Origin of the sequence: Pseudarthrobacter sp. IC2-21, from assembly GCF_034048115.1 — a bacterium.
GTDB lineage: Bacteria > Actinomycetota > Actinomycetes > Actinomycetales > Micrococcaceae > Arthrobacter > Arthrobacter naphthalenicus.
In genome coordinates this window covers 1,221,832-1,235,109 of record NZ_CP139145.1, presented here as the reverse complement: position 1 = coordinate 1,235,109, position 13,278 = coordinate 1,221,832, and the positions used below count along the sequence as shown (strand labels likewise).

13 protein-coding genes are annotated in these 13,278 nt (G+C 66.0%); all 13 read right to left on the bottom strand.

Features of this window, described 5'->3' with window-relative positions; all coding sequences use genetic code 11:
* Positions 1-25: 25 nt before the first annotated feature.
* Positions 26-973 carry a Ppx/GppA phosphatase family protein gene (locus SBP01_RS05730; protein ID WP_320537811.1) on the bottom strand — a complete coding sequence of 316 codons (948 nt, stop codon included), beginning with the start codon at positions 971-973 and terminating at the stop codon, positions 26-28.
* Complete coding sequence (locus SBP01_RS05725) at positions 970-1,653, bottom strand: DUF501 domain-containing protein (protein WP_414004267.1); 684 nt, start codon at positions 1,651-1,653, stop codon at positions 970-972. Before SBP01_RS05725 ends, SBP01_RS05730 begins: the two co-directional genes overlap by 4 nt.
* 15 nt (positions 1,654-1,668) lie before the next feature.
* On the bottom strand, positions 1,669-2,427 hold the full coding sequence (locus SBP01_RS05720; RefSeq protein ID WP_320537810.1) for a septum formation initiator family protein: 759 nt from the start codon (positions 2,425-2,427) through the stop codon (positions 1,669-1,671).
* A 90-nt stretch (positions 2,428-2,517) separates the two neighbouring features.
* Entirely contained in the window at positions 2,518-3,798 is a 1,281-nt protein-coding gene (gene eno / locus SBP01_RS05715; protein ID WP_320537809.1) for a phosphopyruvate hydratase, read from the bottom strand.
* A gap of 133 nt (positions 3,799-3,931) precedes the next feature.
* Entirely contained in the window at positions 3,932-4,510 is a 579-nt protein-coding gene (locus tag SBP01_RS05710; RefSeq protein ID WP_320538289.1) for a MazG nucleotide pyrophosphohydrolase domain-containing protein, read from the bottom strand.
* Between the two features lie 61 nt (positions 4,511-4,571).
* Entirely contained in the window at positions 4,572-5,723 is a 1,152-nt protein-coding gene (locus tag SBP01_RS05705; protein WP_275212695.1) for an adenosine deaminase, read from the bottom strand.
* 39 nt (positions 5,724-5,762) lie between these two features.
* Positions 5,763-6,488 (bottom strand): DedA family protein, encoded by a 726-nt coding sequence (locus SBP01_RS05700; RefSeq protein WP_320537808.1) that lies wholly within the window; start codon positions 6,486-6,488, stop codon positions 5,763-5,765.
* 102 nt (positions 6,489-6,590) lie between these two features.
* Positions 6,591-7,226, bottom strand: a complete 636-nt coding sequence (locus SBP01_RS05695; protein WP_275212697.1) for a DedA family protein — start codon at positions 7,224-7,226, stop codon at positions 6,591-6,593.
* Between the two features lie 5 nt (positions 7,227-7,231).
* Entirely contained in the window at positions 7,232-8,545 is a 1,314-nt protein-coding gene (locus SBP01_RS05690; RefSeq protein ID WP_320537807.1) for a thymidine phosphorylase, read from the bottom strand.
* Positions 8,529-8,945, bottom strand: a complete 417-nt coding sequence (locus SBP01_RS05685; RefSeq protein ID WP_275212700.1) for a cytidine deaminase — start codon at positions 8,943-8,945, stop codon at positions 8,529-8,531. The genes SBP01_RS05690 and SBP01_RS05685 overlap by 17 nt, the downstream gene beginning before the upstream one ends.
* 5 nt (positions 8,946-8,950) lie before the next feature.
* Positions 8,951-10,276 carry an ABC transporter permease gene (locus SBP01_RS05680; RefSeq protein ID WP_275212701.1) on the bottom strand — a complete coding sequence of 442 codons (1,326 nt, stop codon included), beginning with the start codon at positions 10,274-10,276 and terminating at the stop codon, positions 8,951-8,953.
* A complete protein-coding gene (locus SBP01_RS05675; protein WP_414004266.1) occupies positions 10,273-11,640 on the bottom strand; it encodes an ABC transporter permease in 1,368 nt (455 codons plus the stop codon). The genes SBP01_RS05680 and SBP01_RS05675 overlap by 4 nt, the downstream gene beginning before the upstream one ends.
* Positions 11,633-13,252, bottom strand: a complete 1,620-nt coding sequence (locus SBP01_RS05670) for an ABC transporter ATP-binding protein (RefSeq protein ID WP_320537806.1) — start codon at positions 13,250-13,252, stop codon at positions 11,633-11,635. Before SBP01_RS05670 ends, SBP01_RS05675 begins: the two co-directional genes overlap by 8 nt.
* Between the last annotated feature and the right edge of the window lie 26 nt (positions 13,253-13,278).

The window sequence follows — 13,278 nt, the reverse complement described above, 5'->3', positions numbered from 1 at the left end:
CTGCTTGGTGCGCGGCTGCCCGGTGTCAGTTAAGGCTCAGGGCAATTCCATCAAGAATATCGTGTTCGCTGGCCGTGGCTGTGCCGATCCGGCCGGCGCTGACGTCGTGCAGACGCTCAAGGATCCGCCGCCACACCAGCCCGCCGGCGCCCATGACATCCACCCGGCCGGGGTGCATGTAAGGCAGCTCCGCGCGGGCGGCCCGGGTCATCGCCAGGAGATCGGCGGAGGCCTCGGTGATGGTGCTGAGTGGCAGTTCGGCTCCGTGGATGGCGGCCGGCGAATATTCCGGCAGCCGCAGGGCGTGCGCGGTGATGGTGGTGATGGACCCGGCAACGCCGACGACGGCGGTGGCGCGTTCCAGCGGAACGTCCTGGCCTGCGCGGGTTATCGCGGCGTCCACGTCTGCTACTGCGGCGGCGATCTGTTCCGCCGTGGGCGGATCGTCGCGAAGGTGCCGTTCCGTCAGGCGGACGCAGCCGATGTCCACGGATTTGGCGGCCGTGACACCGGATGCGGTGCCAAGGACGAATTCGGTGCTGCCGCCGCCGAGGTCAACCACCAGGACCTGGTCGCCGTCGTGAATGGGCAGGACGCTGCTGGCCCCGGCGAAGGAGAGGGCAGCCTCTTCCTCTCCCGAGATGACCTCAGGCTCGACTCCGAGCAGGGTCCGGACTCCGTCCACAAAAACGTGGCGGTTGCGCGCGTCCCGGCTCGCGGACGTGGCAACAAACCGCACTGCCGTGGCGCCGTGTTGACGGATCAGCCGGGCGTAGTCGGCGGTGGCTGCAAAAGTGCGTTCGAGGGCATCCGGGGCAAGCTCGCCGGTGGCATCCACGCCCTGGCCGAGGCGGACCACACGCATTTCCCGGACCACGTCCGTGAGCCTGGGGGCACCGTTACTGCGGTCCACATCCGCGATCAGCAGGCGGATGGAGTTGGTTCCGCAGTCGATGGCGGCGACGCGGGTCACTGGCTGGTTTCCGGGCTGCGTGAGGTTTTCCGGACCGGGGCCGGCCGGCCCACGATGTCCGGCAGGCCCTGGGGTCCGTGGCGGCTCAGGTCCCGGGACGGGGCTTCCCCGGCTGTATCCCAGGCGCCGTCGCAGTAGCATCGGTCCGCGGTCCACCACTCGCTGATGCCCGCGATCGCCTCATCACCCAGGGGGTTCACGCCCGGCCCGGCGGCCAGGGAATGACCCACCAGCACGTGCAGGCATTTCACGCGGGTGGGCATGCCGCCGGCGGAGATGCCGTCAATCTCCGGCACGGCACCGATGCCCGCCCGCTCGCCGATCCCGGCCCGGGCCGCAAGGTAGTCCTCGTGGGCGGCACGGTAGGCGGCTGCCAGGGGCTCGTCCGAGGTGAGCCGCTCATTCATCTCGTTCATCAGGCCGGCGGCTTCGAGCCGGGAGACTGCCGAGGTGATGACCGGGTGCGTCAGGTAGAAAGTGGTGGGGAACGGCGTGCCGTTGCCCAGGCGCGGCGCCGTTGCGGCAACCAGGGGGTTGCCGCAAACGCAGCGGGCCGGGATTTCCACGACGTCGCGCACCGGCCGTCCCAGTTGCCTGCTGAGTACTTCAAGATCGTGTGCTGATGGCTGGCGGGATTTCTCCGGCTCAGTTGCCGTGTGTGCTTCCACTGGCGCGGCCATCCTTCCTCTGGTGGTTCAGTCTGTGGCCGCGCGCCTGACGGACTCCCACAGGGAATCCACCCAGGGCAGATCGGCGGGGTCTTGCGCTGCTGCGGCGTTCTGGCTACTGCTTGATCCTGCCGGCAAATCACTGCCGAAGACCCAGTAACCGGTTTCGCCCGGCATAACCATGTTAATGCGGTCGCGGGCCTGCTGTTTCACATAGTTGGGATCCTGCCACCGCGAGATCTGCTGGCGCAGCCTGTCCCCCTCGGCCTGGCGGGCGGCGATGTCATCGCTCAGGGCGGTCAGTTCGGCACGTTTGTCGAAAAAGATCTTGACCGTGGGCGCAAGCATGATGGTGATCGCAATCATCACCACGGCCAGTGCCAGCATGCGCCCGGAAAAGGCTTTGGCGGGGACGGGCTGGGTTTCCTCCGCCTCCTCGCCCTTCGGCGTTCCGCCCGGGCCGGACCCGCTGCTCCCCCGCACTTTTGTGCCCGGGCGGCCTTTTGCAGAAGTTCCCTTGGGAGAGGTGCCCTTCGACGAGGTGCCCTTCGACGGGGCGCCCGTGGCAGGAGTGCCCTTCGTGGCGCCCGGGGCCCTGGACGAGGCTCCTGGATGGGCAGCGGCACCCGCCGGCCGGCCGGCCGTGCCAGCGGCGGCGCCGCCCTTCGTCCCGCCAAATTGGGCGCGGATCACGTCAGCGGTGTCAGCGGCGGCTTCCTGGGGACGATCCGCTGTGCCGCGCTGTGGGGAAGCTGCTTTGGGAACTTTGGGACGGCGGGTAGCCATGACACTCCTGAAACGTGCGGCCTGCCTCAAAACAAAACCGGTGGCTATGGTCTTTCAACCATAGCCACCGGTCAGAGATTTACGCGGCTACTAGCCCTTGAAACGCGGGAACGCGCTGCGGCCGGCGTAGCGCGCGGCGTCGTCGAGTTCTTCTTCGATGCGCAGCAGCTGGTTGTACTTGGCAACGCGCTCGGAGCGGGCCGGGGCACCGGTCTTGATCTGTCCCGCGTTGGTGGCAACGGAGATGTCAGCAATGGTGGTGTCCTCGGTCTCGCCGGAGCGGTGTGAGGTGATGGTGGTGTAGCCGGCGCGCTGGGCCAGGGAAACGGCGTCCAGGGTCTCGGTCAGTGAACCGATCTGGTTGACCTTCACCAGCAGCGAGTTGGCCGTCCCGGTGTCGATGCCGCGCTGCAGGATGGCAGGGTTGGTGACGAAGAGGTCATCCCCGACGAGCTGGACCTTGTCGCCGATGCTGTCGGTGAGGGTCTTCCAGCCGTCCCAGTCGTTTTCGTCCAGCGGGTCCTCAATCGACACCAGCGGGTAGTCGGCAACGAGCTCGGCGTAGTAAGCGCTCATCTCGGTGGCGGAGAGTGCCTTGCCCTCGAACTGGTAGGCGCCGTCCTTGAAGAACTCGGAGGAGGCGACATCCAAGGCCAGCGCGATGTCCTTGCCCGGAGTGTAGCCGGCGTTCTTGATGGCTTCCTGGATCAGGTCCAGCGCGGCGCGGTTGGAGGGGAGGTTCGGCGCGAAGCCGCCCTCGTCGCCCAGGCCGGTGGAGAGGCCCTTGGCCTGCAGCACGGACTTGAGGTTGTGGTAGACCTCAACGCCCCAGCGCAGGCCCTCGGAGAAGGTCTCCGCGCCAATGGGGACGATCATGAATTCCTGGATGTCGACGTCGGAATCCGCGTGTGAGCCACCGTTGAGGATGTTCATCAGCGGGACGGGGAGGACGTGCGCGTTGGGGCCCCCGAGGTACTTGTAGAGCGGCAGGTCCGCGGAGGCGGCGGCGGCGTTGGCCACGGCCAGGGACACGCCCAGGATGGCGTTCGCGCCGAGCTTGCTCTTGTTGGGGGTGCCGTCCAGGTCCAGCATGGCCTGGTCGATGCTGCGCTGGTCCGTGGCGTCGAAGCCGATCAGGGCAGGAGCGATCTGGTCGATGACGGCGTCAACGGCCTTCTGGACGCCCTTGCCGAGGTAACGTCCCTTGTCGCCGTCACGAAGCTCAACGGCTTCGTGCTCGCCGGTGGAGGCTCCGGAGGGAACTGCTGCACGGCCGATCTGGCCGTCGGAGAGCAGGACTTCAACTTCTACGGTCGGGTTGCCTCGGGAATCGAGGATCTCGCGGGCGTGGATGGCATCGATAAGCGCCATGGATTTGCTCCTTGGGGGCGATTTTTGGTGGGTCTAACAGCTGAAAATTGGCGGAATCACTGGGACGTCGTCGTCAGGGACTAGCGTAGTCGAGAGTGGCGGACGTTACGGAACGCCATCCGTCACCCGGACGTCATGATGGCGGGCCGAACCGCCGGCGGATTGCGCCGCGCAGGGCCCGCTCCGCGTCGAATCCCCGGGCGTGCGCGGAGCCGACGACGGCCAGCAGCAGCTCCCCCAGCTCGGCTTCGGAGGTGACGTCCGGGGTTTCGGCCAGCTCACCCGCCGGAACCGGTGATCCTGCGCGGCCTGCCCGGTCGATGAACTTCTGCGCCTTGGCCAGTGCGGGCAGGGCGTCGGGGATCCCTTCGTGGGGGCCACGGCGTTCCGGCCGCTCCGAACTCTTGACCGCGTCCCATTTCCGGACGATCTCATCAACCGTGGCCGGGAAACTGTCCTGCAGGGTGCCGTCGGCCCGGAAGACGTGCGGGTTGCGCCGGACCATCTTGGCAGTGAGTCCGCGCGCGACGTCGTCGAACGTAAAGGAGCCGCGCTCCTCGGCGAGCCGGGCGTGCAGCACCACCTGCAGCAGCACGTCCCCCAGCTCGCCGCGGAGCTCGGTGTCATCGGCGCCGGTTTCAATGGTCTCGGCAACTTCGAAGGCTTCCTCCAGGAGATACTCCACCAAGGAGGCATGCGTCAGGGCTGCCATCCACGGGCAGTGCTCCCGCAGTTCGGCTATCACCCTGACCAGGCGTTCGACGGGAAGCTGGTCAGCCAAGGTTGGCGTAGGTGTCGTTGATGTACTCCACCAGCGCTTCCTTCTCCTCCAGCGGCAGGAATGATGCCTCGGCGGCGTTCAGGGTCAGCTCCAGCAGGTCATCGAGGTCGTAGTCGAAGGTCTCAACAAGGAGCTCGAACTCGTCGGTCAGCGTGACACCGCTCATCAGCCGGTTGTCGGTGTTGATGGTGACGTTGAAGCCCAGCTGGTAGAGCATGTCCAGCGGATGGCTCTCGATGCCCTCACCGAAGCCGGCGATCGCACCGGTCTGGAGGTTCGAGGAAGGGCAGATCTCCAGGGCGATCCCGCGGTCCCGGATCCAGCTGGAGAGGTCGCCCAGGGTGACCAGGCCAATGCTGTCCTCCCCGCCGTCGGCCTCGGCGTCGTCTTCGTCGTCAAACTCCACCATGATGTCCTCAGCGATGCGGACGCCATGGCCCAGGCGCAGGGCCCGGCCGTCCACCAGGGCGGACTGGATGCTTTCGAGTCCGGCGGCTTCGCCGGCGTGCACGGTAGCGGGGAAGTTGTTCTGGGCCAGGTAGGTGAACGCCTCCTTGAACCGGGACGGCAGGAATCCGTCCTCGGCACCGGCGATGTCAAAGCCCACGGCGCCCTTGTTGCGGTGGCGCACGGCCAGTTCGGCGATTTCCTGGCCGCGATCGGCATGGCGCATGGCGGTGATGAGCTGGCCCACCTGGATTTCGCGGCCGGTTTCCGCCACGGCGTCCACGCCGGCTTCGAGGCCTTCCTGCACTGCTTCGACGGCCTCGTCAAGGGAGAGGCCCTGCTGGAGGTGCTGCTCCGGCGCCCAGCGCACTTCGCCGTACACCACGCCGTCGTCCGCGAGGTCCTCCACGAATTCCTTGGCCACCCGGAACAGGCCTTCCTTGGTCTGCATGACGGCGACCGTGTGGTCGAAGGTCTCCAGGTACCGGACCAGCGAGCCGGAGTCAGCCGATTCACGGAACCATTGGCCCAGGGCCACAGGATCAGTGGACGGGAGCGTGTGGCCGACAGCCTGCGCCAGTTCGATGATGGTGGCAGGGCGGAGACCACCGTCCAGATGATCGTGAAGGGAAACCTTCGGCAGGCTCTTCAGGTCGAAATCAATGGCAGGGGCAGCGTCAACAATGGGCTCAGTCACCTTCCAACCTTAGGGTCGGCAGGCAGCTTATGCCAGCCGCTACTTTCCGGGCTCGGCCTCGGCCGATGCGGGGGCCAGCAGCGGGGCAGCTCCGGTGTGCGGGGGCAGGGTCCCGTCCGGGCCGCCGTCGAGCCATTCGTCCACGGTTTTTGCATCCTTGCTGGCCAGGTGGTTATGCCACCACCGCAGCAGGTGGTCGATAAGGACGCCCAGCACGATCGCGAACACCACGGCGATGCCGGCGCTGAGCAGCGGGTTGTGGTGCAGCCAGGGGAAGGAACTGGCCAGCAGGCCGATGCCGATGGAATAACCAACCCAGGTGAGGCAGGCAAAAGCATCCAGCAGGAAGAAGCGGCGGTGCCCGAATCCTGTGCTGCCGGCAACGTAGTTCACTGCCACGCGGCCCCACGGGATGTAGCGGGCGGTGAAAATCAGGACGGCGCCGCGTTTGTCGAGTTCATAGCGGGCCCAGCCGAACGCTTTCTGGATTTTGGGCCGGCGCATCCACTTCCAGCGTTCGAGGCCGATCCTCCGGCCGAGCATAAAGGCCATATTGTCGCCGGCCATGGCGCCAACCAGCGCGGTAGCACCCAAAATCCACATGTTGGGTTCGCCGCTGTGCCTGGAAAACGCTGCAAGCGCCACGATCAGGGTCTCGCTGGGGACCACCATGGCGAAGCCGTCAACAAAGAAAAACACGAGCAGGACGGGGTAGATCCACCATTGGCCCGCCGCATGGAGCACGGCTTCATTTATAAACTCCACGCGGGTGTTGCTCCTAGACGAAAAAATGCTGCAGCTGGACGTGAGATATATCGCTCTTTAGTGTCCCATGGCCGGGATGCCCTCCGCTACGCCCGCAGGCGGTCATTCCTGCACGTCGGGGTCCTTCAGGCGCTCCACCACCGGAACCTTGCCGCGGATGCGGTTGATGACCAGGTCCACAACGATTCCCAGGCCCACGGCGCACACAATGGCGATGACCGCGCCGAGGAAATGGTTGCTCTCGAACCACTGGCCAAAGAACAGGCCGATCCCTACCGAGTAGGACGCCCAGAGGGTTGCCGAAAGGACAGTCAGGCCGACGAACCGGAGGTGCGGGTAGTGCGTCACGCCGGCGGTCAGATTCACCGCCACCCGGCCGATCGGGATAAACCGCGCCACAAGGACCAGCGATGCCGGCCGTTTCCTGAGCTCCGTACCGGCCCACCGGAACGCGCTTTGCATCCGGGGCCCTCGCTGCCACCTCCACCGGGCTGTGCCCGCCCGCCGTCCGATGAGGTAGGCGATGTTGTCGCCCGCGAAGGCGCCCAGGGCCGCCATGGCCATCAGCAGCCATGGGTTGGGCACGTCGGCGGTGGCGGCCACGGCAGCGAGGCCCACCACCACCGATTCGCTGGGGATCGGCGGGAAGAAGCCGTCAATGAGGCAGCATGCCAAAACGAGGAGCAGCACCCAGGGTTGCCCGGCGGCAGCGAGGATGAAGTCATTGATGGCCTGCATTGTCTCTATGCTATTCGGTCGATGATCAGCCGTTGTGCCGGGCGGGACCCTTCAGGAGCGATGGTGACCGCATGTTCAAGGGATTCCTTGGCGCGCGCAAACTTTTCCGGAGTATCGGTGAGCAATGTCAGGAGCGGTTCACCGGCCCGGACCTGCGCGCCGGGCTTCGCGTGCATGCGGATCCCGGCCCCTGCCTGTACCGCGTCCTCCTTACGGGCGCGGCCTGCGCCGAGGCGCCACGCGGCCACGCCGACGGCGAGGGCATCGAGTTCCACGAGGACTCCGTCGGCCGGCGCATAGATGACCTCGGATTCCCTGGCTACCGGCAGCTTGGCCCTCGGGTCACCTCCCTGCGCCTCAATCATCCTGTTCCAGACGTCCATGGCCCGGCCGTCCTTCAAGGCGGCGCGGGGATCGGCATCGCGGACACCGGCGCATGCCAGCATCTCCGCTGCCAGGCGAACGGTCAGTTCCACCACATCCTCCGGGCCGCCGCCGGCCAGGACTTCCACCGATTCCTCGACCTCGATCGCGTTGCCCGCCGTCAGCCCGAGCGGCGTGCTCATGTTGGTCAGCAAAGCAACAGTGTTAACTCCCGCGTCCTTACCCAGCGCCACCATGGTTTCGGCCAGCTCCCGCGCCCGGGCCTCGTCCTTCATGAACGCCCCGCTGCCCACTTTGACATCGAGGACCAGTGACCCGGTCCCCTCGGCGATCTTTTTGCTCATGATCGAGGAAGCAATCAGCGGGATGGCTTCCACCGTGCCCGTGACATCGCGCAGGGCATAGAGCTTTTTATCTGCCGGCGCCAGTCCGGCTCCCGCAGCGCAGATCACGGCGCCCACGTCCTGCAGCTGAGCCATCATTTCGTCGTTGCTCAGGTCGGCGCGCCAGCCCGGAATTGATTCCAGCTTGTCCAGGGTGCCGCCGGTGTGGCCGAGTCCGCGGCCGGACAGTTGCGGGACGGCTACGCCGAACACGGCGACCAGCGGGGCCAGCGGGAGGGTGATCTTGTCACCGACTCCCCCGGTGGAATGCTTGTCGCTGGTAACCTTCGTGCCGCCGTCGGGCCGCTGGAGGCCGCTGAAGTCCATCCGCTCCCCGGAGGCGATCATGGCGGCAGTCCAGCGGGAAATCTCTGCGCGGTCCATGCCGTTGAGCAGAATGGCCATGTTCAGCGCGGCCATCTGCTCCTCCGCAATGGCTCCGCGGGTATAGGCATCGATGGTCCAGTCGATCTGCTCCGGGCTGAGGACCCCGCGGTCCCGCTTGGTACGGATAATGTCGACGGCGTCGAACGCTTCAGTTACCTGTGTCACCGGAGTCCTCCAGATGTTGGGGACCAAATGCGTCGGGCAGCACCTGGTCCATCGTCTTGATGCCTTGGGTGGTCATGAGTTCCATGGCCGGAGCCCGGAACTCGTAAAGCAGCTGCCGGCAGCGGCCGCACGGCATCAGCACGTTGCCGGCGGCGTCCACGCAGTAGAAGGCGCGCAGCTGGCCGCCGCCGGTCATCTGCAGGTTTCCCACCAGGACGCATTCCGCGCAAAGCGTCAGCCCGTAGCTGGCGTTCTCCACGTTGCAGCCGCTGATCAGCCTTCCGTCGGCGGTGAGGGCGGCTGCCCCGACCGGATATTTCGAATAGGGGGCATAAGCGTTCTCCATGGCCCGCGTTGCCTCTGCCCTGAGCAAATCCCAGTCGATGATGCCGGCTTCCATCGCCGTCATCCCTTGACGTAGGGGATGCCGCTGGCCGCCGGCGGCCGTGACCGGCCAACGAGCCCGGCAACGGCGAGCACGGTGACCAGGTACGGCAGCATGGCCATGAACTGGCTGGGCACCGGGGTTCCGATGATGGTCACGATGCTCTGCAGGTTGTCCGCGAAACCGAACAGCAGGGCGGCGAAGAACGCACCGATGGGGTTCCACCGGCCAAAGATCAGGGCGGCCAGGGCGATGAAGCCTCGGCCGCCGGAGATCTCTTTGGTGAAGCTGTCGATCGCCACGAGGGTGAAGAAGGACCCGCCGATGCCCGCGATGGCACCTCCCAGGGTCACGTTCCAGAAGCGCGTGGCGTTGACCTTGATGCCCATGGTGTCCGCGGCCTGGGGATGTTCCCCGACGGCGCGGACGCGCAGGCCCCACTTGGTCTTGAACAGCCCCACCCAGACCACGATGACGGCGACGTACATGAGGTACCCCACCACGGACTGCTTGAACAGGATGGGGCCGAGGATGGGAATGCTGGAGAGGACCGGGATCTCGACAATGTCCAGGCCGGGCGGGGAGTTGAACCTGGCTTTGTTCTCCTGCATAACGGTGCTGAACAGGAAGCCGGTCACGCCCGAAACCAGGACGTTGAGCACCACACCCACAATGATCTGGTTGACCAGGTACTTGATGCTGAATACTGCCAGCACCATGGATACTGCCGCGCCGGCGACGGCGGCCGCCAGCAGGCCCACGAACGGGTTTTGGGTAACGCTGGCCACGATGGCCGCCGTGAACGCACCGCCGAGGAGCTGACCCTCGATGGCGATGTTAACCACGCCCACGCGCTCACACAGCACGCCGGACAGTGAGCCGAAAACGAGCGGAACGGCCAGCGTCACCGAACCGGCGATGAGCCCGGCCAGCGAGATGCTGGGGGTTCGTGCTCCGCCCACAACCCAGATCAGGAAGGCGGCCACAAACAGCACGGTGAAGGTGATGGTGAGCCAGGCCGGGGTTGGCCGGTTCCTGGTTTTGAGGTAGATGGCATACGCCGCCAGCCCCAGCATCAGGACTGAGAGCACGATGCCGCCCGCCATGGCAGGGATTTCGAGGGCTGGTAGCTGGAAGAAATCGCTGCCGGTGGATATGCCGAACTTGGCCGTCTGCCCAGAACCCATCAGCCCGAAGAATATGAAGGCCACCAGGGCCAGTCCGGAGAGCACCACAGGGGTCTTCCAGATCACCGGTTTCCCGGACGTTTCCGGTGCCTCGCCTGCGCGGGGCGCTGTGCCGGGGGTTCCCTTTCCCGGCAGGGGCGATGTTGCTGTTGCGCTCATGCTGCGCCTCCGGTGGTTGCTGCCTGCTGGGATTTGCCGGCCTTGACCGGCTTCTTGCGGCGGGGGTTGAGCCCGAAGATGGCCCGCACCAGGGGCGGGGCCGCAATGAAGAGGACAATCAGCGACTGAACCACCAGGACAATGTCGATGGGGGTTCCCGTCTGGATCTGCATCTGCACGGCGCCGGCGCGGAAGGCGCCGAACAGCAGGCCGGCGGCGAAGGTACCCCACGGCGTCGAACGTCCCAGCAGTGCCACCGTAATGGCGTCGAAGCCATACGTCGCCGCGACCCCGTCGGTCAGGACCTTTTCCGTGCCGGCCACCTGGGCGACGCCGGACATGCCGGCCAGGGCGCCGGCGATGGCCATCACCAGGATGGTGGAGCGGGAGACGTTGATCCCGGCGGTCAGGGCGGCCTTGGGGTTGGCCCCCACGGCCCGGAATTCAAAGCCGACCGTGGAGCGGTTCAGGAGCCACCACACCAGGACGGTGGCCGCGATGGCCAGCAGAAAGCCCAGGTGCAGGCGGTACTGCGAGCCAAAGATCTGCGGGTAGACGGCAGTGGGGTCCAGGATGGGCGAGATGGGGTTGGACTCCCCCGGGCGCTGGAACGCCGGAGTGTTCAGCAGGTATCGCAGGAAGTACAGGGCGATGTAGTTGAACATGATGGTCAGGATGACCTCGTGGGCCCCTGTCCGGGCCTTGAGCAGGCCCACCAGCCCGCCCCAGAGCGCGCCGCCCACAATGCCTGCCACCAGGACCAGCAGGAGGTGCAGGCCCAGGGGAAGGTGCAGGGCAAAACCGACCCAGGCGGCGAGGATGCCGGCCATGATGATCTGGCCCTGCGCACCAATGTTGAACAGGCCTGCCCGGAACGCCAGGGCAACGCCCAGGCCCGCGGTGATGAGCGGCGTGGCGATGGTGAGGGTTTCCATCAGCGGCGCGAACTGCACGGCCAGGCCCGAACCCCGGGGGTTGAAGACCGAGCCCTGGAACAGCGCGATATAGGACCGGGTGGCGGCGTTCCAGACGGCAGCGAGGAAGTCGGTGGGGCGGGCGAACAGGTATCCCGAGGTGGTGGCCACCCGCTCGTCCGTGGCGGCAATCAGCAGGCCGCCCAGGATGAGCGCCAGCAACACCGCAAGGACCGAGACCACACCGCTGCCGGTGAAAATCTTTCGGAGCACGGTGTCCGGGGCGCCGGGCAGTTTTCCGCTTTGGGCGGTGGCAGGCACTGCCGAGGGGCTGATGGCGCCGCCGGCAGTATCCACGGCCACGACGGCGGCAGTTTCTTCGGCCGCCGCGCTTTTTTCGTGGGTCCTGGGGTGCTGGTCGACGTGTCTGGGGGTGTCCTCGTCAGGCACGGTGGCCTCCTTCGGGGCTGGAGGTTGCGCGGCCTTCGGCGGCTGCGGCGTCTGTGTGGGCAGGCTGGGCGGGGTGCGCGGTGTCAACACCGTGACCGGTGGCGGCTGCGTCCTCCTGCGGGATGCCGGCCATCATCAGCCCCAGGACGTCGCGGCCGGTTCCGGCGGGGACGATGCCCACGAGCTTTCCCTTGTAGATCACGGCGATGCGGTCGGCGAGTTCCATGACCTCATCGAGTTCGGTGGAAATGATCATCACCGGCGTGCCCTGATCGCGTTCGGCAACAATCCGCTTGTGCAGGAACTCGATGGAGCCGACGTCCACACCGCGGGTGGGTTGCGAGGCGATGAAGAGGCGCAGCGGCCGGGACAGTTCCCGTGCCATGACCACCTTCTGCTGGTTGCCGCCGGACAGGGTGCCGGCCGCCAGCAGACCTGAGGGAGTCCTGACATCGAACTCGTCGATCCGGGATTTTGCGTTTTCGAGGACCTTCGCCGGGCTCATGCTGATGCCCTTGGCAAACGGCGGCTGATCGTAACGGTCAAGCACCAGGTTCTCGGCGATGGAGAACGTGCCGATCAGGCCGTCAACGGACCGGTCCTCGGGTACGAAGCCGACGCCGGCGTTGAGGACGTCCTTCACGCTGCGGCCAACCAGCTCCACGTTGTCCAGGAGGATGGAGCCGTGCACCCGGTCCTGCAGTCCGAGGATGGCCTCGGTAAGTTCCGTCTGGCCGTTGCCCTGGACTCCCGCGATGGCCAGGATCTCCCCGCGGGCAATGTCGAAGCTGATGCCGTCCACCGTGTGCTGCCCGTTCGGAGCGATGACGGTGAGGTCCTTGACCTTGAAAGTCTTTTCCAGGGGCTTGGCCGGGGCCTTGTCGAGTGTCAGGTTGACCGCGCGGCCCACCATCATCGAGGCCAGGGCCGTCGTGGAATCGCCGGGATTGGCTGTGCCCACCACTTTGCCGCGCCGGATCACGGTAATGGTGTCCGAGACCGCCTTCACTTCCCGCAGCTTGTGCGAGATGAACACGATGGAGGTGCCGTGGGACTTGAGCTGGCGCATGATGTCCAGCAGTTCGTCGGTTTCCTGGGGTGTCAGCACGGCGGTGGGTTCATCCAGGATCAGCACTTTCGCGTCCCGAACCAGCGCCTTGATGATCTCCACGCGCTGTTGGACTCCCACCGGGAGGTCCTCCACAAGCGCGTCCGGGTCCACGTCGAAGCCGTAGCGGTCCGAGATTTCCTTGATTTTGCGGCGGGTGTCGTCCAGGTTGAGGAAGCCGCCTGCTTTGGTGCTTTCGGCGCCCAGGGCCACATTCTCCGCAACGGTGAACACGGGCACCAGCATGAAGTGCTGGTGCACCATGCCGATCCCGGCGGCCATGGCGTCGCCGGGGCCGCGGAAGGAAACGGGTTTGTCATCGACGAGGATCTCGCCCTCGGTGGGCTCGTAGAGCCCGTACAGCACGTTCATCAGGGTGGATTTGCCGGCCCCGTTCTCGCCCAGCAGACAATGGATCTGACCGGGTTCAACCACCACATCGATGTGATCGTTGGCGAGCAGGGAGCCGAAACGTTTGGTGATCCCTCTGAGTTCAAGTTTCAAAACTCTGACCAATCTCGAAGCGTCCG